Origin of the sequence: Ruegeria sp. (assembly GCF_965199275.1) — a bacterium.
Lineage (GTDB): Bacteria > Pseudomonadota > Alphaproteobacteria > Rhodobacterales > Rhodobacteraceae > Ruegeria.
In genome coordinates this window covers 596,568-615,562 of sequence record NZ_CBDAQX010000008.1, presented here as the reverse complement: position 1 = coordinate 615,562, position 18,995 = coordinate 596,568, and the positions used below count along the sequence as shown (strand labels likewise).

The window sequence follows — 18,995 nt, the reverse complement described above, 5'->3', positions numbered from 1 at the left end:
CTATGGAAACCACCATCCTCTTTGCCCCGCTCGTGGGCGCTCTGATCTGCGGGTTCGGCTGGCGGTTCATCGGTGAGAAAGCCGCCATGTGGACCGCGACGGGCCTGTTGTTTCTGGCCTGTCTGCTGTCGTGGATCGTGTTCCTGGCCTTTGACGGTCAGACCCAACAGATCGAAATCCTGCGCTGGATCGAGAGCGGCTCACTCTCGACAAGCTGGGCTATTCGTCTGGACCGCCTGACCGCGATTATGCTGATCGTGGTGACGACGGTTTCGGCGCTCGTGCACCTCTATTCATTCGGCTACATGGATCACGACCCGCAATGGCGCGAGGGCGAAAGCTATAAGCCGCGCTTCTTTGCCTATCTGTCCTTCTTCACCTTCGCGATGCTGATGCTGGTGACTGCCGACAATCTGGTACAGATGTTCTTCGGCTGGGAGGGCGTGGGCGTCGCCTCGTATCTGCTGATTGGCTTTTATTACCGCAAATCCAGTGCCAATGCGGCGGCTATGAAGGCGTTTATCGTCAACCGGGTTGGCGATTTCGGCTTTGCGCTGGGGATTTTCGCGATCTTCCTGCTGACTGACAGCATCAACTTCTCGGATATCTTTGCCTCGGCCTCTGACCTGTCGGAAATGCAACTCAGCTTCCTCTGGGGTGAGTGGAACGCGGTTGAGGTGATCTGTGTCCTTCTGTTCATCGGCGCGATGGGTAAATCGGCACAGTTGATCCTGCACACCTGGCTGCCCGACGCGATGGAAGGCCCGACGCCTGTATCGGCCCTGATCCACGCCGCGACGATGGTAACGGCGGGTGTCTTCCTTGTCTGCCGCATGTCGCCGCTGATGGAGTTCGCACCGGGTGCGACCGGGTTTATCACCTTCCTTGGGGCCTCGACTGCGTTTTTTGCAGCGACCGTGGGGTTGGTTCAGACCGATATCAAGCGCGTCATCGCCTATTCAACCTGTTCACAGCTGGGCTACATGTTCGTGGCCGCAGGCGTTGGCATGTATTCGGCGGCGATGTTCCACCTGCTGACGCACGCTTTCTTCAAGGCGCTTCTGTTCCTTGGGGCCGGTTCGGTGATCCATGCGATGCATCACGAGCAGGAAATGACCGAGTACGGCGGGCTGCGGAATAAGATCCCCTATACGTTCTGGGCAATGATGATCGGAACGCTGGCCATCACGGGTGTTGGTATCCCGCTGACCACCTTCGGCTTTGCCGGGTTCCTGTCCAAGGATGCGATCATTGAAAGCGCCTTTGCGGGCGGCACGGGCTATGCCTTCTGGATGCTGGTGATCGCGGCTGTTTTCACCTCGTTCTACAGCTGGCGTTTGATTTTCCTGACCTTCTACGGCACACCGCGCGGTGACAAGCATACGCATGATCACGCCCATGAAAGCCCGAAAGTGATGCTGATCCCTCTGGGTGTTCTGTCTCTGGGCGCGGTCTTTGCGGGGATGATCTGGTACAGCAACTTCTTCGGTCACACGGACAAGGTCGGCAAGTTCTACGGGATTCCGGTTGCCGAGGCCTCGGCGCATGCTGAAAGTCATGACGAGGCGACCCATGCCGAGCATGTCGCCGATGGTACCGCCGAAGAGCATCACGGTGACGATCATGCCGATGCCCACTCGGATGAGGCGCACGGGGATGACCATGGGGATGAGGCGCATGGCAAGAAAGACGGCCACGGAGATCATCACTACGTCTTCGCGGGCGAACCGGGTGAGGGCGCTTTGTACATCGCGCCGGACAATACTGTGCTGGATGACGCCCATGCTGTCCCGAAATGGGTCAAGTTCTCGCCTTTCGTGGCGATGCTGCTTGGGTTTGTCGTGGCCTACTGGTTCTACATCGTGAACACGTCGCTGCCCGCGCGTCTGGCTGCAAACCAGCGTCCGCTTTACCTGTTCCTGCTGAACAAATGGTACTTTGACGAGATTTATGACGTGATCTTCGTCAAACCCACTCTGGCCCTTGGCCGCCTCCTGTGGAAGCGCGGCGATGGCAACACAATTGATGGCTTCCTGAACGGAGTAGCAATGGGCGTTGTTCCCTTCTTCACCCGCCTCGCAGGCAAGGCGCAGACCGGGTACATCTTTACCTACGCCTTCTGGATGGTGCTGGGCATCGCGGCCCTTGTGACCTGGATGTCGATCGGCGGAGGGGCGCAGTAATGGACAATATCCTCTCGATCGTGACCTTCATCCCGGCCATTGCTGCGGGTATTCTGGCGCTGTTTCTGCACGGAAATGATGCGGCTGCGCAGCGAAATGCCAAATGGGTGGCGCTGTTGGCGACCACGGTCACCTTCCTTGTGTCGATTGGTATCTACACGGGCTTTGACCCCTCGAACACCGGCTTCCAGATGGTGGAAGAGGGCGAGTGGTTGATGGGTCTGAAATACAAGATGGGCGTCGATGGCATCAGCGTGCTGTTCGTATTGCTAACCACCTTCATCATGCCTCTGACCATTCTGGCCAGCTGGAACGTGACCGAACGGGTCAAGGAATACATGATCGCCTTCCTGCTGCTGGAAACGCTGATGCTGGGCGTGTTCATGGCGTTGGATCTGGTGCTGTTCTACCTGTTCTTTGAGGCAGGCCTGATCCCGATGTTCCTGATTATCGGCATCTGGGGCGGCAAGGATCGCATCTACGCCAGCTTCAAGTTCTTTCTCTATACCTTCCTCGGCTCGGTGCTGATGCTGGTGGCGATGGTGGCAATGTATGCGGATGCTGGCACTACGGATATCGAGGCGCTGATGACCCATCAGTTCTCTTCTGAGAGCTTCAGTGTTCTGGGCATCTACGTCGTCGGCGGGATGCAGACGCTGATGTTCTTGGCCTTCTTTGCCTCCTTCGCTGTGAAAATGCCGATGTGGCCGGTGCATACTTGGCTACCGGATGCACACGTTCAGGCCCCGACGGCGGGCTCGGTCGTGCTGGCGGCGATCCTGTTGAAAATGGGTGGCTATGGCTTCCTGCGGTTCAGCCTGCCGATGTTCCCGGTTGGCTCGGCTGTGATGACCGATCTGGTGCTGTGGATGTCGGCGATTGCCGTTGTTTACACCTCGCTTGTGGCGCTGGTGCAGGAGGATATGAAGAAGCTGATCGCCTATTCCTCGGTCGCGCATATGGGCTTTGTGACCATGGGTATCTTTGCGGCGAACCAGCAGGGTATTGATGGCGCGATCTTCCAGATGCTCAGCCACGGGTTTATCTCGGCCGCGCTGTTCTTGTGCGTCGGCGTAATCTACGACCGGATGCACACCCGTGATATCGACGCGTACGGAGGTCTTGTTATCCGGATGCCCGCCTATGCGCTGGTCTTCATGCTGTTCACCATGGCGAATGTCGGCCTGCCGGGTACCTCAGGGTTCATCGGTGAATTCCTCACCCTGATGGGCGCGTTCCAGGTCAACACCTGGGTAACGGCCGTGGCCGCGACCGGCGTGATCTTCTCGGCTGGCTACGCGCTGTGGCTCTACCGCCGGGTGGTCTTCGGCGATCTTATCAAGGAAAGCCTGAAGGCGATGACCGACATGAGCTCGCGTGAGCGGCTGATCTTTGCGCCGCTCATCGTGATGACCATCCTGCTGGGCGTCTATCCTTCGTTGGTGACCGATGTGATCGGCAACTCGACGGCTGCGCTGATTTCGAACTATGACACGGCTCTGGCCGCAGCTGAGGCTGCGACCCAGACGGCCGCTTCGCATTAAGGGAGCTTTGGAGACATGATCCAAGCTGATCTGACGATAATCCTGCCAGAGATCGTTCTGGCCGTGTATGCGATGGCTGCTCTGATCGGGGCCGTTTACACAAAGAAGGACGAGCTGGCTCCGGCATTGGTCTGGTCCACGGCAGGTCTGATGGCGCTTCTGGCGATTTGGATCTCGAGCAACGGTGACGGGACCAATGTGGCGTTCAATGGAATGTTCGTGGATGACGGCTTTGCGCGGTTTTCCAAGGTTGCCATCCTGCTTTCCGCCGCTGCCGTTCTGGTCATGAGCCAGGACTACATGGCCCGCCGCAACCTGCTGCGGTTTGAATACCCTGTGCTGGTCGCATTGGCTGCAGTCGGGATGATGATGATGGTCAGCGCGGGCGATCTGATGTCGCTTTACATGGGGTTGGAGCTTCAATCCTTGTCGCTCTATGTCGTGGCGGCGCTGCGCCGGGACAGTGCGAAATCCACAGAAGCGGGTCTGAAGTATTTTGTTCTGGGTGCGCTTAGCTCGGGCCTGCTGCTCTATGGCGCGTCGTTGGTTTACGGGTTTACCGGCACCACGCTGTTCTCAGGCATCATCGCCACCGTTCAGGCCGGTGACGTCTCGATCGGTCTGCTCTTTGGTCTGATCTTCCTGATCTCGGGTCTGGCCTTCAAGGTTTCGGCCGTGCCCTTCCACATGTGGACCCCGGATGTGTACGAAGGATCTCCAACCCCGATCACAGCCTTCTTTGCGACCGCTCCGAAAGTGGCTGCGATGGCGTTGTTTGCACGGCTTCTGCACGATGCGTTTGGAGGCATCGTTAAGGATTGGCAGCAGGTGATCGTGTTGCTGTCGGTTCTGTCCATGCTGCTCGGCGCGGTTGCCGCCATTGGCCAGCGTGACATCAAACGTCTGATGGCGTTTTCCTCGATTGCCCATATGGGCTATGCGCTGATCGGTCTGGCTGCGGGAACCGAGCTGGGCGTGAAAGCCATGCTGATGTATCTAGCGATCTACGTGACGATGAACATCGGCACCTTCGCCTTCATCCTGATGATGGAGCGCGACGGCAAACCGGTCACCGACATCGACGCCTTACGGCAGTATTCCAAGCGCGATCCTGGAAAGGCTCTGGCCGTTCTTATCCTGATGTTCAGCCTGGCGGGCGTGCCGCCCATGCTTGGGTTCTTTGCCAAGTTCGGCGTTTGGCAGGCGGGTGTCAGCGCGGGTCTGACCGGGTTGGTGATCGTGTCGGCCATCGCCTCGGTCATCGGTGCGTTCTACTATCTGCGGATCGTCTTCTACATGTATTTCGGCGCCGAGAACGAAGAGCCCATCGAAACGCGTTCAAACCCTGTATTGTGGGTTGCCTTGATGGGATCGGCGGTTTTGATGCTGATCGGTGTGTTCTACCAGTTTGGTGTCGAGGGTGCAGCAGCAGCTGCCGCAGCCACGCTTGTGAATTAATGAAAGCCGCCAACACGATGCAGCTCCGCATCCACGCAAGCGGGCCTTTCTGACATGAGCAGTTGGCCCGACGGGTACGGGTTGCACATCTTGCAAGAGGTGGACAGCACGCTGAACGAAGCCGCGCGTCTTGCACCCACGGCGCAAGGCCCCGTGTGGATCATGGCACATCACCAGACCGCAGCGCGCGGCAGGCGAGGGCGGGCTTGGGCCAATCCCAAGGGCAATCTGGCCTCGACCCTTCTTATGCGCCCTCAAGGTGACCCGGAGAGCGCGGCTCTGCGCAGCTTCGTAGCAGCTTTGGCCTTGTTCGATGCCTGTGTCGCTGTGACCGGCAGAGCGTCAGGTTTGTCGCTAAAGTGGCCCAATGATGTGTTGCTAAACGGCGGCAAGCTTGCGGGTATTCTTCTGGAGAGCACAGGGCAGGGGCGCGGAGTGTCTCATCTGTCGATCGGGATCGGTGTAAATCTGACTGAAGCCCCCGGTGCAGACGCGGTTGAGCTGGGCGCGGTTCGCCCAGTCTCTTTGCTGTCGGAAACCGGCGCGCATGTCACGCCCGAGGATTTTCTGACCGAACTCGCCATCGCCTATGCCCGGTATGAAACCCAATTCGTCACTTACGGGTATGAACCGATCCGTACAGCGTGGCTGTCCCGCGCAGCGCGGCTGGGTGAGGTCATTACCGCCCGTACCGCTACGTCGGAAACGGTTGGTACCTTCGAAACGGTAGACGCGGGGGGCAACCTTGTCCTAAACACCGCCAAAGGCCGTGTGAGCATTCCTGCGGCGGACGTGTTTTTCTGAAGGGGGCTCAGATGCTTCTGGCCATCGACTGCGGCAATACCAATACCGTTTTCTCGATCTGGGACGGCGAGACATTTATGTGTACCCTGCGCACCTCGACCCATCATTCGCGCACGGCGGATGCCTATTTCACCTGGTATTCCACGCTGGTGAAACACTACGGGATCGAGGCTGACATTACGGACGTGATCATCGCCTCGACCGTGCCGCGCGTGGTTTTCAACCTTCGCATCTTTGCGGATCGGTTTTTTGGCTGCCGTCCGCTGGTTGTCGGCAAACCGGACTGCCTGCTGCCCGTCGCCCCGCGCATTGACGAAGGCACGGTGCCGGGGCCTGATCGCCTCGCCAATGCAGTGGGGGCATTTGACCGACATGGCGGAGACGTTGTGGTTGTCGATTTCGGGACCGCGACAAACTTTGACGTCGTCGCCTCAGATGGGGCCTATGTCGGAGGCATCATCGCGCCGGGCATAAACCTGAGCCTTGAGGCCCTGCACCAAGGGGCCGCTGCTCTGCCACATATCGACATAACCCGCCCGGAAAAGGTGATTGGTACGAATACGGTTGGCTGTATCCAATCGGGCGTGTATTGGGGCTATTCCGGTCTGATCGAGGGGCTGATCGCCCGCATCAAGACCGAATACGGAATGCCGATGAAAGTCGTTGGAACCGGAGGGCTCGCACCCTTGTTCGATCAGGCCGACGTGGGGTTCGACGCAATCGAAGATGATCTGACGATGCACGGGCTGACCGTGATCCATCGCTATAACAAGGAAAATGGCTCAAAATGAGCAGCGAAAGACTGATCTACCTGCCACTGGGCGGGGCCGGTGAAATCGGCATGAATGCGTATGTGTATGGCTACGGCGCGCCGGGCAAGGAACGTCTGATCCTCGTCGATCTGGGTGTGACCTTCCCTGACATGGACACGACGCCGGGTGTAGACCTCATCCATGCCGATATCTCATGGCTGCAGGAACGCGCTGACCGGCTTGAGGCGGTTTTTGTCACCCACGCGCACGAAGACCACGTGGGGGCCGTGGCGCATTGCTACGAGGCACTGGGTGCTCCGATCTATGCGCGCGCTTTCACCGCCAATATCGCCCGTCGGAAGATGGAAGAACATGGCCACCCTGAAGATGCTGTGCGTACTGCCTCGGCTTGGCCCGAGCAGGTCTCGGCCGGGCCTTTCACCGTTGGCTTCCTGCCAGTATCACACTCGATCCCCGAAAGCGCCGCGCTGGTGATCGACACGCCCGAAGGGCGGATCGTCCATTCGGGGGATTTCAAACTGGACACAAACCCGGTGGTGGGCGAACCGTTTGATCCCGATCTCTGGGCCGATGTCGCCAAATCCGGCGTGAAGGCTTTGGTCTGTGACAGCACAAATGTGTTCTCAAGCCACCCCGGACGCTCAGAGTCCGAGGTCGGACCCGAGATCACCAAGCTCGTCGAAAGCGCCGAGGGTATGGTTGTGGCGACTACATTCGCCTCGAACGTCGCGCGGGTGAAGACCTTGGCTGAGGCTGGCCAAAGGGCCGGGCGCTCGGTCGTGCTGTTGGGTAGGGCCATGCGCCGGATGATCGAAGCTGCAACGGAAACCGGCATCCTGTCGGATTTCCCCAAAGTGATAAGCGCCGAAGAGGCCGTAGAGCTTCCGCGTCAGAACTTGATGCTGATTGTGACCGGTAGTCAGGGCGAACGCCGCGCCGCCAGCGCGCAGCTGGCCCGTGGCAAATACCGCGGCATCGAGTTGAAAGAGGGCGATCTGTTCCTGTTCTCCTCAAAAACCATTCCCGGCAACGAGCGCGGCGTGATTTTCATCATCAACCAGCTCAGCGAAAAGGGCGTGGATGTGGTGGATGACAGCTCGGGCCTCTACCACGTGTCGGGCCATGCTAACCGGCCGGATCTAGAGAAGGTGCATGGGGTGATCGACCCACAGATGGTGATCCCGATGCATGGCGAACATCGCCACCTGCGCGAACATGCCAAACTGGCTGAGGCTGGCGGACGCACGGGTATTCTGGCCGTCAACGGCACCATGCTGGACCTGACCGGCAATGCGCCGAAGGTTGTCGACTATGTGGAAACCGGGCGGACCTATCTGGATGGCACGGTAAAGGTCGGGGCGCTGGACGGGGTTGTACGCGACCGTATCCGCATGGCGCTGAACGGCCACGTGACTGTGACCGTCATTCTGGATGAAGAGGACGAGCCTCTGGGTGAGCCATGGTGCGATACGATGGGCCTACCGGAGATCGGAACCTCTCGCGCGGCACTGGTTGAGGTGCTTGAGGAAGACCTGAACCAGTTCCTGATGCGGGCCGAGGCCAAGACCCTGCGCGACGATGACAAGCTGGAAGAGGCCATGCGCCGGATCGTGCGTCAGACGGCCAAGGCAGAGATCGGTAAAAAGCCCGAAGTCACGGTTGTGATCAGCCGCATGAAGTAAGGTTGGGGTCAGTCAACCTCGGGCATGGGGTAACCCCTGAGCCTTTGGAACAGGCTGGCCTCATCATTGTTTAGAAAAAACGGAACAGAGGTTGGCGGTGTCGGGTCGGTGACCCGGGCTGTGATCTCGGCCAGCACGACCTCGGTGATGAAGGGAAGGTCGAAGTTGCGGACCTCGTCCAGTTTGACCCATTGCAGGTGCGACAGCTCATCCGAGGCGCGGCTGAAATCGTCCAGATCGCCGTGAATCGCCTGTGCATCGACCAGAAAGAATCGCGCATCAAACCGTCTGGGCCGACCTGGTGGGGTAACGGCGCGGAACACGAACTGCAGCGCCTCGGCCGAGGGTTTGAAGCCCAAAGCCGCAAAGCTGACCCAATCCGACGGAGCATCGCCGTCCCATTCACCGGGCTGGCCGAGGACCATCCCGGTTTCCTCCCACAACTCTCGAATGGCTGCGACGGCAAGCGCCTGCTGCAGTTCAGCTTCGGCCTGCTCGGCCAAGCGATCATAGCAGAGTTGGGGCAGCGGGGCGGCTAGTGGGATGCTCGCATCCTCGGGGTCGACCGCGCCGCCGGGAAACACGAATTTGTTCGGCATGAACGCCGCTTTGGCCCCGCGTTGCCCCATCAGGATTGAGGGCGCGGTAAAACGGTCCCGCAAGACGATGACGGTGGCAGCGTTGCGGATGGCGGTTTTGTCGACGCTCATGCTGGTGCCTGATACGGTCACGCGGCTTTCTCAAACCCATGCATGCGCCGCGCCCATTGATAAGCCACGACAGCCCCCTTCAGGCGAGGCAGCAGAAACAGCGACAGCGCTATGCAGCCGACAGAAAACCCGATGGCCATGGTCCACGGGTCCGGACGCCAATGTACGTATGAGACGTGCAGAGCAGGGGCCAGCAGGTGCCCGACCAGCAGAATCGTCAAATAGGCGGGACCGTCATCTGCGCGGTGGTGAAACAACTCTTGCCCGCAATTTGAGCAGCTGTCGTTGACCTTCAGGTAGCTGTGTAACAGCTTGCCTTCACCACATTTCGGGCATTTGCAACGAAAGCCTTTGACCAAAGCAGGCCATGTTTCGCGCTCTTCTTCCACTGCGGGGGTGATCGTTTGATCCATGATAATGTAACTCGCGCATCTATCTTTGGCGGATAATGGGCCTGTTTGTCGGAATAAAAAAGGGGGGTGCGTCGCTTTGCATCGCCCGGTCGGGGCAAGAGTTCGTGACCTGCTGATCCTTCGCTAAACTTTTTTCGACGGAAACCCGATGATGCCGCGTTTGAATGGATATGAGCAGCGGCAATCAGGTCGCGCCAATATGGGGAAACCGATATGAAGAACTCAAAATTCATCCCGGCCATCGTTCTGTCGGCAGTGGCGATCACAGGCACATCGGCCCTGGCAGCAGGCCCAAAGGATCGTGAGCCTGTCTCGTTTCAGGAGCTAGACGCCAATGCGGATGGTCAGATCACGAAGGAAGAGATGCAGGCTCATCGCGCACAGCGCTTCACAAAGGCTGATACTAACGGCGATGGACAGTTGAGCGTCGAGGAGATGCAGGCTGCGGCCCAGCAGAAGGCCAATGATCGCGTGACCAAGATGTTCGAGAAACATGACGCGAATGGCGATGGGGTTCTCAGCACCGATGAGTTGCCCAAACCGCGCCGGGCTGACAAGATGTTTGATCGGATCGACGCGGATAGCAGCGGCGGTATCTCGGAACAGGAATTTGCAGATGCAAAAGACAAGATGGGCAAGCATCACAAGAAGCGCCAGAAATCGGACGCTGACGATAGCTGATGCAGGATGGAGGATCTGACCTCCCACCCTCAAGACGTTCGCGGTGCGGTGTGCACCGCGGACGACCTTGGTGACGATAGGTTGCTGAGGATGTTTGCCGATGGCGATGCCGGGGCGGCGCGGATCCTGACGGACCGGCTGGGCCCGCGTTGCTACTCGGTCTCTCTGCGCATGCTGGGGAATCGGGCCGAGGCCGAGGATGTGACACAGGATGCCATGATGCGGCTGTGGCAGATGGCACCCAAATGGGTGCCGGGCACGGCCAAAGTGTCAACTTGGCTCTATCGGGTGACGCTGAACCTGTGTCTGGACCGCAAGCGCAAAAAGACGCTCGAGCAGCTACCCGAAGAGGCTGAGCCGCCCGACAACGCGGCCAGCGTGGTTGAGAAAATGCAGGATACGGCGCGCCGTGATGCGTTGCAGGTCGCGCTTTTGCAACTGCCCGACCGACAGCGACAGGCCGTCGTGTTGAGGCATATTGAGGAACTGTCCAACCCCGAGATTGCCGGGGTCATGGGCCTATCGGTAGAAGCGGTCGAGAGCTTGACCGCGCGTGGAAAGCGGGCTTTGTCGGCCATATTGGCCGGACGGCGGGAAGAACTGGGGTACGACGATGGCTGATGACGACATGGAACTGGAAAGCCTGTTTGCTCAGGCGCGCAATGACCGACCCGGCCTACCGGATGATCTTGTCGTGCGTATCCAGACAGACGCTGAGACCACTCGGCTAGGGCGGTTGGCGAAACACGCGCGCCCTGAACGGTCCCTGTGGTCACGCCTTCTGGACAATATCGGTGGATGGCAGGGCTTTAGCGGTCTGGCTGCCGCGAGCGTCACCGGGATTTTCATTGGGTTTTTTGCACCTGCCGTTCTGCCGGATACGGTCGGCCTGTTCGGCACAACGGATGGCAGCGTTCTGGCGGCCGACCTTGGATTTGACACCAGTTTTCTGGAGAGTACGGAATGAGCACTGATCCAAAACCGAAGCGCCGTTGGATGCCGATCGTTCTGACGCTCTCTCTGGCGATCAACCTGTTGATCATCGGGGTCGCTCTCGGCAGCGTATTGCGGCTGAAGAATAGCGATCACGCCAAGGCACCGCCGGGGTTTGGGCCCGCATTGTACCGTGCCTTGCCAAAAGAGGACCGCAAATCCCTGAGGGGAGAGCTATCCGGCCTGCACGGCAAAGGGGCCAAGGGGCGATCTCAGGACTTCATGGTTGTGACTGAGGCGTTGCGGGCTGTTCCCTTTGATCCCGAAACCGTCACACTATTGCTGCAGCAGCAGGCGCAGGCGACTGCGGACTTGCAGGCTGCGCTGCAAGAAAAATGGTTGGTTCTGGTCACACAGATGAGCGACGAAGAACGCCAGACTTACGCGACCCGTTTGGAAGAGGTCGTGAAACGCGGCCCGCGCGGTCACAAGAAAAAGCACTGAGGCGATCAGGCAGCGCTCTGCCTGATCTGCACTTGGTTGCGTCCCGCCTGTTTGGCCGCATAGAGCGCTTTGTCTGCGGATTTGATCAACTGCTCGACGGGTTCGGCCTCGTCTTGTGACAGATAGGCCGGAGCAGACATTTTCAGGCCCACACTTATGGTTACGGCAATCGGTGTGCGCTGATTGGGCAGGCGGAAAGGTACTGCGCAGATCGCCTCGCACAGGGTGCTTGCCATCGTCAGCGCCTTGGCGCGCGAGATGTTGGGAACAGCGATCATGAATTCCTCTCCGCCGATGCGCGCGACGAATCCGGCCTTACCAACGACCTGTTGCATCCGCGCCGCCGTTTGAGTTAGCACGCAATCGCCACTGGCGTGACCGTATTCGTCATTGATCGCCTTGAAATGATCCAGATCGGCCAGCATCAGGGCAAAACCCCGCCGGGTCTGCGCAGATTGCTGTGCGATCTGCTGGACGGCGCGCATGGCATAGCGGCGGTTCTGCAACCCGGTAAGCGGGTCGATCCACGATTCGGCGATCCCCTTCTTAAGCGAATCCCGCATCTGATCCATTCGGCTTTTGCGGGCAATCTGGTTGTCCAGCCGCAAGACGATCTCGTCAGCGCAGAACCCGCCGAGACAGACGGCATCTGCCCCTCTGTCCAGCGCCTCGGACGCGCGTGTGGCGTTGTTGTCATTAAGCACGCCGATCAGGACCGTATGTCGTGTGGCTCCGCGTGATCTTAGGTCGGCCAAGATGTTCAGCGCGGATCGGTCTGCATCCAACTCGACCACGATTGCATCCGGGATCGGGCCTGAGAGCAAGGCCTGAAGATCCGATTGGTGGTGCGAGTTCAGAGCGTAGCGGGACTGCACGGAAAGGGCTTTTTGCCAAAGCGCGCCGTTGTGCGGGGTTTGCGCCAGAACCGCGACGCGGGCCCGTTTAGGGGCTGCAACGTGCGGGGTCTCCGGCTCGGCCAGGCCAAGAGACTGGGGGTCCTCGCGGAATTGCAGGTCCTGCGTGTCAGCCCGTGCGCGCAACAGGCTGCGAATGCGGGCCAGCAGCAGCGTATCTTTGAACGGGTGGGTCAGGACATCATCCAGACCATCCGCCAAGGCCCGCAGCCTTGCCTGTTTGTCATTCTGAGCGGTCAGCGCCACGACGGGCACGTCGCCCAAGGCCGGATTTTTTGCAATCAGGCTTTTGACATCCGCCGCCGTGCCATCAGGCAGCGTTTGCGCGGTCAGTACGAGATCAGGCCGCACACGCCGCAAGAGTGTGGCGAGCCCTTCCAATTTCTCACCTTGCACCACGTGGTACCACGCCGCTGTCAGCTGAACCTTCAGCATGATGCGGTTTGTAGATACCCCATCTAAAACAAGGATCGTTCCCTGCACGGACATAGTTGCTCACCATTGATTGCATGCGTGAACAAAGTGTTTATGAGTCTGGTTAACAAACCCTTTCCAAGACAAGGGACCGAGGCCATTTTATGTCGATTTCCGAAGACTCTGCCCAAACTCTTGCCCTGAACGCCCTCGGGTGGTTGGTTGGGAATGAGGAGCTTTTGCCCATTTTCCTGGGCTCGACCGGCGCCGCAGCGAATGATCTGCGCGACAGGGCAGGTGAGACCGATTTTCTAGCCTCGGTTCTGGATTTCCTGATGCTTGACGATTCGTGGATCATGGCATTTTGTGACGCGGCGGCGGTGCCGTATGACCAACCCGCTCAGGCGCAATCGGTGTTGTCGGGTGGTTCCGACGTTCACTGGACCTGACTCTGCAGGAGCTTTTCATGCCAATAGATGCGATCGTGTTCGACAAGGACGGCACGCTGTTTGACTTCGCCAACACCTGGGGCACGTTCGGACGGACAATGTTGTTGCGCGTGGCTGAGAATGACGCGGACCGTGCGGCGGAACTGGGTCGGATCATTGGCTTCGACCTTGAGACTGAGACCTATTCCCCCGATAGTGTTGTGATTGCGGGAACCGTTGAGGAAATCGCAGAAGCCCTGTTGCCGCATGTCGATGGCTTGCCGCGTAACGCCTTGATCGAGTTGATGAATGCCGAGGCCGCAGCCGCGCCGCAAGCTCAGGCGGTGCCTTTGGGGCCGTTCCTGGATGCGTTGAAACAGGCCGGCCTCAAGCTGGGGGTCGCCACAAACGACAGCGAACACCCGGCGCTTCAGCATCTGGAGTCGGTGGGCGTCAAAGACCATTTCGACTTTATTGCCGGTTATGACAGTGGACATGGCTTCAAACCCGGCCCTGGCCAGTTGCTGGCATTCGCCGCGCATATTGGCGTGCAGCCGGATCGCATCGCCATGGTCGGCGACAGCCTGCACGACTTGCAGGCCGGGCGGGCGGCAGGGATGACTACGATCGGAGTCCTCACCGGTCTCGCCAAAGCCGACGTTCTGGCGCCGATGGCAGATGTTGTCTTGCCCGACATAGGTCATATCCCGGCTTGGTTGGCGGACAACTAGATATGCAGAATCCGTTTCCGGCGGTTCAAAGCTTGTAAACGACAAAATCTGTCGCAGATGGAACGGCCTGTTACCGCTTTCCTAGGCTTGCTTGAAATCAGGCAACTGGCAGGGAGGCGAACATGGCCGGAACCAAATCGCGCAGACGTCGTAGCGGAGGGCGCGCTGGCGCTGCCGAGCGCAGGGGAAGTGCGGCTATTGATCAGATGCCGTGGAACCCACCGGTCAATATTGATGCACCGACCGAGCCTCTGGATCAGGGCGGGATCGAGGCAATCCACGACGGCGCCATGCGAATTCTCGAAGAGATCGGGGTCGAGTTCTATAACGAAGAAGCCATCGGCATCCTGCGTGAGGCGGGCTGTACGATAGACGGTGACAACGTACGGATGGGCCGTGATTTCGTGATGGAGATGGTGGCAAAAGCCCCGAGCCGTTTCACGATCACTCCGCGCAATCCCGACCGGACGATTGAGATTGGTGGGCGGAACATCCTGTTCGGCAACGTCTCCTCGCCTCCGAACTACTGGGATATGGAGATCGGAACCAAAGTTCCCGGCAATCGTGAGATGTGCCGAAATCTGCTGAAATTAACCCAGTATTTCAACTGCATTCATTTTGCCGGTGGTTACCCGGTTGAGCCGGTCGATATTCACGCCAGCATCCGCCATCTGGATGTGCTTTATGACAAGCTGACCCTGACGGATAAGGCGATGCACGCCTACTCGCTGGGTAAAGAGCGGGTCGAGGATGTGATGGATATGGTCCGCATCGCGGGCGGGCTGAGTCATGAAGAGTTCGAGGCCACGCCGCGGATGTACACTAACATCAACTCGACCTCACCGCTGAAGCACGACCACCCGATGATTGATGGTTGCCTGCGTCTGGCACGGCGCGGTCAGGCGATCGTTGTCACGCCATTTACCTTGGCTGGAGCGATGGCCCCTGTCACCATCGCTGGCGCGGTGGCGCAATCTCTGGCCGAAGCGCTCTGTGCTATCGCTCTGTTCCAATATGTGCGCCCGGGGATTCCCTGCGTGATTGGAACCTTTACCTCGAACGTGGATATGAAATCCGGGGCCCCGGCTTTTGGGACGCCTGAGTATATGCGGGCCACTCAGATGACGGGCCAGATGGCGCGCTTCTATGGTCTGCCGATGCGATCGTCAGGCGTCTGTGCGGCGAATGTGCCGGATGGGCAGTCGGTGTGGGAGACGTCAAACTCGCTCTGGGCGTCGGTGCAGTCGGGGACCAACATGGTCTATCACGCGGCGGGCTGGCTTGAGGGCGGGCTGATTGCAAGCCCTGAAAAGTTCATCATGGATTGCGAAATCCTTCAGCAAATTCAGAGGTATATGAAACCTGATCTCACCGCGACCGGCCCGGATGAGATCGCCCTGGACGCGATCCGTGCGGTCGGGAATGACGGGCATTTCTTTGGCATTCAGCACACTCAGGACCGCTACACGACCGCCTTCTATCAACCGTTTCTGAGCGACTGGAAGAACTACGAAGGCTGGGAGATCGCGGGCGGTATTTGGACCGCGGAACGCGCGCATCACATGTTCAAAGAGATCATCGGAAGCTTCGAGGCCCCCCCTCTGGACGAGGGTATTCGCGAGGAACTGGCGGAGTTCGTCGCCCGCCGCAAAGCCGAAGGTGGGGCACCGACGGATTTTTGATATCGGTTTGATACTAAGGGGTCTTTCCGCTGATCAGCAGCGGTTCTTGGCTATTTGTTAAGGATTGTCAGGCCACAGTACGGATGCAACCAATCTGAGGCATCTGATGCATGGTCTGATCAATCGGGCGATACAGTCGTTTGTATGCGCAACCTACGGGCGGCCGTGTTGGCAGCGCGTAACAGATACGGCCGGATTGGGGTTTTCCGAGTTTGAGGCCATGTTGACCTACGATGACGCGATCACGGCCTCTCTGCTGGATGCGCTCAGTACGGAGCTCGCCCGGCCGCGACCCGAGATTCTTGAAGACGTAGGAACCTATCTGGTCTCACATCCCAATACAGAAGGGCTGCGCCGCCTGTTGCGATTTGGCGGCGTGACTTATGTCGAATTCCTCCATTCCCTTGATGATCTGGCGGATCGGGTGCGACTGGCTGTGTCCGACCTGTCTCTGCCGGCCCTCGAATTGCAAGAGCTTTCGCAGACCGAATTTCAGCTCATTTGTGGGCCTGGGCTGCCCGGCTATGCTAGCGCAATGGTTGGTGTTTTGCGTGCGATGGCAGATGATTACGGTGCTTTGGTGATGTTGTCGCATGACGGGCAGAAGGGCGAGGCTGAGGTGATCTCGATCCTGCTTGTCGAAAGCTCGTTTGCCGAGGGACGGCAATTCGATGTCAATCGGCATTGAATAATGACCCCCCATCGGCGTCCAAATTTGACCCCCCTTGGAGCTAAGAGGGGCGTTGAGGGGGTCGTGTTTAGGTTGATTCAGGAGGGGGTGGACAGCAGGTCAAACCGAAAAGAGAGCGTAGCTCGACTGAAGGTTTGACCTGCTGTCTGTTTTGAATTTATTCCCCGATTTCGAGGTTAGTCGCGGTGGTTAATTCGCCAGCTTTCGTTCCCGGTTTCGATGATATCGCAATGGTGTGTCAGTCGATCCAGGAGAGCAGTGGTCATTTTGGCATCTGTGAACACACTCGGCCATTCAGCAAATGCGAGGTTGGTTGTTAGCAGAATAGACGTTCGCTCGTACAGTTTGCTGATGAGATGGAAGAGTAATCGTCCACCAGACTCTGCGAACGGCAGATAACCGAGTTCGTCTATAATCACGAGGTCGACGCGGATCAGCTGCTCGCTGAGCCGCCCGGCGTTGCCTTCGCGATGTTCAGCCTCCAGCTTGTTCGCGAGATCCACAGCGCTGAAGAACCTGACCCGCCGGCGGTTATTGACCGCGTGGCCCCCGATCGCTGTTGCGAGATGCGTTTTGCCCGATCCGGTTCCACCGACCAGCACGCCATTCCTGGCCTGGTCCATAAAATCGCCGTCATGAAGATTGCGCACGACTTCCTCGTTGACGGGGCTGACCGTGAAGTCGAACTCAGGTAAGGACTTGCAGACCGGGAACTTTGCGGCACCCATCTGATACCGGATCGAGCGCGCAGTCTTTTCGGCCAGTTCGGCCGTGAGGAGTTCGGCCACGACCTGTTGGGGCCGCCAGTTGTTTTTGGCTGCGGCCTGCATCACTTCGTCAAAGCAGTTGACGATGCCTGGCAACTTCAGTTGACGGGCAAGTTCGAGAATTTCCTTACGCAGTTGCATGGGAGCCTCCAAGCCTGTCATAGCGAGCGCAATCCGCGATCGGTGCCATTTTCAGCTGCAGGTGGGCAGGCGGCTCAATCGCCTTTGGCGGCGGGGGATTGGTGCGCCGAGAGACAATGTTCAGGATCGCATCGGCCTTGCGCAGGCCAGATTTTAGAGCTTCTTCGCAGGCAGCCTCGACCACATCAATGTCGTGCTGGTAAGCAGCGAAAAGAATATCGGCAAGTTGCCGGTCTCCGTCGGATGTGCCCCGCAGATGGGTCCAGATCTGCGTCATTGCCGGTGGTAGGTCCCAGTCACGGAACGGTGCTCCATTGCGCAGAGCGCCAGGCTTGCGCTTGAGGACGGGCACATAGTGCCAAGGGTTGAAGATCGTTTTTCCTCGGCCGAAGCACCGTTCGTGCTCTCCGACAATCTCACCGTCTTGGCGCAGGACAATCCGCGTGGCGTAGACCTGCAACTGGACCTGACGTCCAACAGCTCTTGCCTCAACGCTGTATTTGTTTCTTTCGAAGTTGATCAGGCAGGTTCGGCTCACGGCGACCGTCTTTTCACGGAACCCGACGAAGGGCTTCTGCAGATGCGTCAGCAGCGGCTTTTCCTGCTGGAACTCCTCCCAGACCGTCACCTCCAGGTTTTCCGGATGCCGCAGTTCTTTTGCGCGTTTGATCGCGTCTTTTTGCAGCCGGGCATTCAATTCATCGAAGTCGGCCACCTCCAGACGCGGTGTAAAACTATAGGCGCGGCTCTCCTTGACCAGATTCTCAACCTGACCCTTCTCCCAACCGGCCGCGCGCGTACAGGCGATCGGGTTCACCAGATGATGAGAACACATCCGGGAGAATGCCTTGTTGAACTTTCTTTCCTTGCCCGACAGGATCGCATCGACGGCGGTCGTCATGTTATCGTAGATCCCGTTGATGCAGCCTCCACCAAAGAATTTGAAGGCCTCGTCGTGGGCATCAAAGACCATCTCCTGCGTCTCGCGCGGATAGGCAATGGAGAATGGCATGCGGCTATGGCAAAGTTTGAAATGGGCAACCTTCACGGTCGTGAGTGCACCGTCCATCAAAACCGTCTCCACACTCCAGTCGAACTGGTACGCCTCCCCAGGATCAAAGATCAGCGGGATGAACGCCTGCGCCTGTTGTCGGCCGTGCGCAATGCGCCAATTCTTTGTGTAGCGTCGAACACTGTCATACCCGCCGCCAAAACCATCATCGGAGAGTTCCTTCCAGATTTTGGTCATCCGCTTGCGGTGTTTCTTCGGAAGCGCCTCGTTCTCCTCAAGCGTTTCATCCAGACGCGCGCGCCAAGGCCCGAGCACCGGGTATGGCTGCGATTTGCGCTCATATTTGAACTCCGTCACTCCCGATCGGATTATCTTTCGAACCGTTGCACGGCTCAAATTGAGCGAACGGCAAATTTCCTTGATGCTCTTTTTTTCGATCAGGTGTAAGCGACGCACTTTTCTAATAGTTTCCACGCAAATCATCCCGCTTGCCTCTCCATCGACTGCTCAATGAAAAGGATGTCTACAAC

General features: G+C 58.5%; 19 protein-coding genes. 14 read left to right on the top strand and 5 right to left on the bottom strand.

Annotated elements, in window-relative coordinates:
- The first annotated feature begins 2 nt into the window (after window positions 1–2).
- From nuoL to ACOERD_RS05290, 6 genes are read left to right on the top strand one after another with little or no spacing between them, the layout of a single operon-like run.
- Window positions 3–2,183, top strand: coding sequence for an NADH-quinone oxidoreductase subunit L (nuoL, locus tag ACOERD_RS05315; protein WP_419738283.1), 2,181 nt, complete (start codon window positions 3–5; stop codon window positions 2,181–2,183).
- Window positions 2,183–3,727 carry an NADH-quinone oxidoreductase subunit M gene (locus tag ACOERD_RS05310; protein WP_170375153.1) on the top strand — a complete coding sequence of 515 codons (1,545 nt, stop codon included), beginning with the start codon at window positions 2,183–2,185 and terminating at the stop codon, window positions 3,725–3,727. The genes nuoL and ACOERD_RS05310 overlap by 1 nt, the downstream gene beginning before the upstream one ends.
- A 15-nt stretch (window positions 3,728–3,742) precedes the next feature.
- Entirely contained in the window at window positions 3,743–5,185 is a 1,443-nt protein-coding gene (gene nuoN / locus ACOERD_RS05305; RefSeq protein WP_419738282.1) for an NADH-quinone oxidoreductase subunit NuoN, read from the top strand.
- A gap of 54 nt (window positions 5,186–5,239) precedes the next feature.
- Window positions 5,240–5,989, top strand: a complete 750-nt coding sequence (locus ACOERD_RS05300; protein ID WP_419738281.1) for a biotin--[acetyl-CoA-carboxylase] ligase — start codon at window positions 5,240–5,242, stop codon at window positions 5,987–5,989.
- A gap of 11 nt (window positions 5,990–6,000) precedes the next feature.
- Entirely contained in the window at window positions 6,001–6,780 is a 780-nt protein-coding gene (locus ACOERD_RS05295; RefSeq protein WP_419738280.1) for a type III pantothenate kinase, read from the top strand.
- Complete coding sequence (locus tag ACOERD_RS05290; RefSeq protein WP_419738279.1) at window positions 6,777–8,444, top strand: ribonuclease J; 1,668 nt, start codon at window positions 6,777–6,779, stop codon at window positions 8,442–8,444. The genes ACOERD_RS05295 and ACOERD_RS05290 overlap by 4 nt, the downstream gene beginning before the upstream one ends.
- A gap of 8 nt (window positions 8,445–8,452) precedes the next feature.
- Here the strand turns inward: ACOERD_RS05290 and ACOERD_RS05285 are convergent, their stop codons facing one another.
- Together ACOERD_RS05285 and ACOERD_RS05280 are read right to left on the bottom strand one after the other, a co-directional pair.
- Window positions 8,453–9,154 carry an NUDIX hydrolase gene (locus ACOERD_RS05285; protein ID WP_419738278.1) on the bottom strand — a complete coding sequence of 234 codons (702 nt, stop codon included), beginning with the start codon at window positions 9,152–9,154 and terminating at the stop codon, window positions 8,453–8,455.
- Window positions 9,155–9,171: 17 nt separating this feature from the next.
- Window positions 9,172–9,567 (bottom strand): DUF983 domain-containing protein, encoded by a 396-nt coding sequence (locus ACOERD_RS05280; protein WP_170467859.1) that lies wholly within the window; start codon window positions 9,565–9,567, stop codon window positions 9,172–9,174.
- A gap of 213 nt (window positions 9,568–9,780) precedes the next feature.
- Here ACOERD_RS05280 and ACOERD_RS05275 point away from each other — a divergent pair, with 213 nt between their 5' ends.
- From ACOERD_RS05275 to ACOERD_RS05260, 4 genes are read left to right on the top strand one after another with little or no spacing between them, the layout of a single operon-like run.
- Complete coding sequence (locus ACOERD_RS05275) at window positions 9,781–10,248, top strand: EF-hand domain-containing protein (RefSeq protein WP_170467857.1); 468 nt, start codon at window positions 9,781–9,783, stop codon at window positions 10,246–10,248.
- 6 nt (window positions 10,249–10,254) lie between these two features.
- Entirely contained in the window at window positions 10,255–10,869 is a 615-nt protein-coding gene (locus ACOERD_RS05270; protein WP_419738277.1) for an RNA polymerase sigma factor, read from the top strand.
- Window positions 10,862–11,215 carry a hypothetical protein gene (locus ACOERD_RS05265; RefSeq protein WP_419738276.1) on the top strand — a complete coding sequence of 118 codons (354 nt, stop codon included), beginning with the start codon at window positions 10,862–10,864 and terminating at the stop codon, window positions 11,213–11,215. The genes ACOERD_RS05270 and ACOERD_RS05265 overlap by 8 nt, the downstream gene beginning before the upstream one ends.
- Before the next feature lie 29 nt (window positions 11,216–11,244).
- Window positions 11,245–11,685 (top strand): periplasmic heavy metal sensor, encoded by a 441-nt coding sequence (locus ACOERD_RS05260; protein WP_419738275.1) that lies wholly within the window; start codon window positions 11,245–11,247, stop codon window positions 11,683–11,685.
- A gap of 5 nt (window positions 11,686–11,690) precedes the next feature.
- Here the strand turns inward: ACOERD_RS05260 and ACOERD_RS05255 are convergent, their stop codons facing one another.
- The gene (locus tag ACOERD_RS05255) at window positions 11,691–13,088 is read right to left on the bottom strand and encodes a diguanylate cyclase (RefSeq protein ID WP_419738274.1); all 1,398 of its coding nucleotides are present in this window, start codon (window positions 13,086–13,088) and stop codon (window positions 11,691–11,693) included.
- Between the two features lie 89 nt (window positions 13,089–13,177).
- Here ACOERD_RS05255 and ACOERD_RS05250 point away from each other — a divergent pair, with 89 nt between their 5' ends.
- From ACOERD_RS05250 to ACOERD_RS05235, 4 genes are all read left to right on the top strand, one after another.
- The gene (locus ACOERD_RS05250; RefSeq protein WP_170719142.1) at window positions 13,178–13,462 is read left to right on the top strand and encodes a DUF3572 domain-containing protein; all 285 of its coding nucleotides are present in this window, start codon (window positions 13,178–13,180) and stop codon (window positions 13,460–13,462) included.
- Between the two features lie 17 nt (window positions 13,463–13,479).
- On the top strand, window positions 13,480–14,172 hold the full coding sequence (locus ACOERD_RS05245) for an HAD family hydrolase (protein ID WP_419738273.1): 693 nt from the start codon (window positions 13,480–13,482) through the stop codon (window positions 14,170–14,172).
- A 122-nt stretch (window positions 14,173–14,294) separates the two neighbouring features.
- Window positions 14,295–15,854 carry a trimethylamine methyltransferase family protein gene (locus tag ACOERD_RS05240; RefSeq protein WP_419738272.1) on the top strand — a complete coding sequence of 520 codons (1,560 nt, stop codon included), beginning with the start codon at window positions 14,295–14,297 and terminating at the stop codon, window positions 15,852–15,854.
- Window positions 15,855–15,960: 106 nt separating this feature from the next.
- Window positions 15,961–16,542, top strand: coding sequence for a heme NO-binding domain-containing protein (locus tag ACOERD_RS05235; protein WP_419738271.1), 582 nt, complete (start codon window positions 15,961–15,963; stop codon window positions 16,540–16,542).
- Between the two features lie 179 nt (window positions 16,543–16,721).
- On the opposite strand, the gene istB is transcribed toward ACOERD_RS05235, so the two are convergent.
- Complete coding sequence (gene istB / locus ACOERD_RS05230; RefSeq protein ID WP_419737606.1) at window positions 16,722–17,453, bottom strand: IS21-like element helper ATPase IstB; 732 nt, start codon at window positions 17,451–17,453, stop codon at window positions 16,722–16,724.
- Window positions 17,440–18,948: an IS21 family transposase gene (gene istA / locus ACOERD_RS05225; protein WP_419737605.1), complete on the bottom strand. Its 1,509-nt coding sequence runs from the start codon at window positions 18,946–18,948 to the stop codon at window positions 17,440–17,442. Before istA ends, istB begins: the two co-directional genes overlap by 14 nt.
- Between the last annotated feature and the right edge of the window lie 47 nt (window positions 18,949–18,995).

Bases quoted from the DNA above. Each gene is read 5' to 3' on its own strand.
- istA (WP_419737605.1), bottom strand. From the start codon at position 18,948: ATGATTTGCGTGGAAACTATTAGAAAAGTGCGTCGCTTACACCTGATC.
- ACOERD_RS05300 (WP_419738281.1), top strand. From the start codon at position 5,240: ATGAGCAGTTGGCCCGACGGGTACGGGTTGCACATCTTGCAAGAGGTG.
- istB (WP_419737606.1), bottom strand. From the start codon at position 17,453: ATGCAACTGCGTAAGGAAATTCTCGAACTTGCCCGTCAACTGAAGTTG.
- ACOERD_RS05285 (WP_419738278.1), bottom strand. From the start codon at position 9,154: ATGAGCGTCGACAAAACCGCCATCCGCAACGCTGCCACCGTCATCGTC.
- ACOERD_RS05250 (WP_170719142.1), top strand. From the start codon at position 13,178: ATGTCGATTTCCGAAGACTCTGCCCAAACTCTTGCCCTGAACGCCCTC.
- ACOERD_RS05310 (WP_170375153.1), top strand. From the start codon at position 2,183: ATGGACAATATCCTCTCGATCGTGACCTTCATCCCGGCCATTGCTGCG.
- ACOERD_RS05245 (WP_419738273.1), top strand. From the start codon at position 13,480: ATGCCAATAGATGCGATCGTGTTCGACAAGGACGGCACGCTGTTTGAC.
- nuoN (WP_419738282.1), top strand. From the start codon at position 3,743: ATGATCCAAGCTGATCTGACGATAATCCTGCCAGAGATCGTTCTGGCC.
- ACOERD_RS05240 (WP_419738272.1), top strand. From the start codon at position 14,295: ATGGCCGGAACCAAATCGCGCAGACGTCGTAGCGGAGGGCGCGCTGGC.
- ACOERD_RS05235 (WP_419738271.1), top strand. From the start codon at position 15,961: ATGCATGGTCTGATCAATCGGGCGATACAGTCGTTTGTATGCGCAACC.
- ACOERD_RS05295 (WP_419738280.1), top strand. From the start codon at position 6,001: ATGCTTCTGGCCATCGACTGCGGCAATACCAATACCGTTTTCTCGATC.
- nuoL (WP_419738283.1), top strand. From the start codon at position 3: ATGGAAACCACCATCCTCTTTGCCCCGCTCGTGGGCGCTCTGATCTGC.
- ACOERD_RS05280 (WP_170467859.1), bottom strand. From the start codon at position 9,567: ATGGATCAAACGATCACCCCCGCAGTGGAAGAAGAGCGCGAAACATGG.
- ACOERD_RS05270 (WP_419738277.1), top strand. From the start codon at position 10,255: ATGGAGGATCTGACCTCCCACCCTCAAGACGTTCGCGGTGCGGTGTGC.
- ACOERD_RS05255 (WP_419738274.1), bottom strand. From the start codon at position 13,088: ATGTCCGTGCAGGGAACGATCCTTGTTTTAGATGGGGTATCTACAAAC.
- ACOERD_RS05275 (WP_170467857.1), top strand. From the start codon at position 9,781: ATGAAGAACTCAAAATTCATCCCGGCCATCGTTCTGTCGGCAGTGGCG.
- ACOERD_RS05265 (WP_419738276.1), top strand. From the start codon at position 10,862: ATGGCTGATGACGACATGGAACTGGAAAGCCTGTTTGCTCAGGCGCGC.
- ACOERD_RS05290 (WP_419738279.1), top strand. From the start codon at position 6,777: ATGAGCAGCGAAAGACTGATCTACCTGCCACTGGGCGGGGCCGGTGAA.
- ACOERD_RS05260 (WP_419738275.1), top strand. From the start codon at position 11,245: ATGCCGATCGTTCTGACGCTCTCTCTGGCGATCAACCTGTTGATCATC.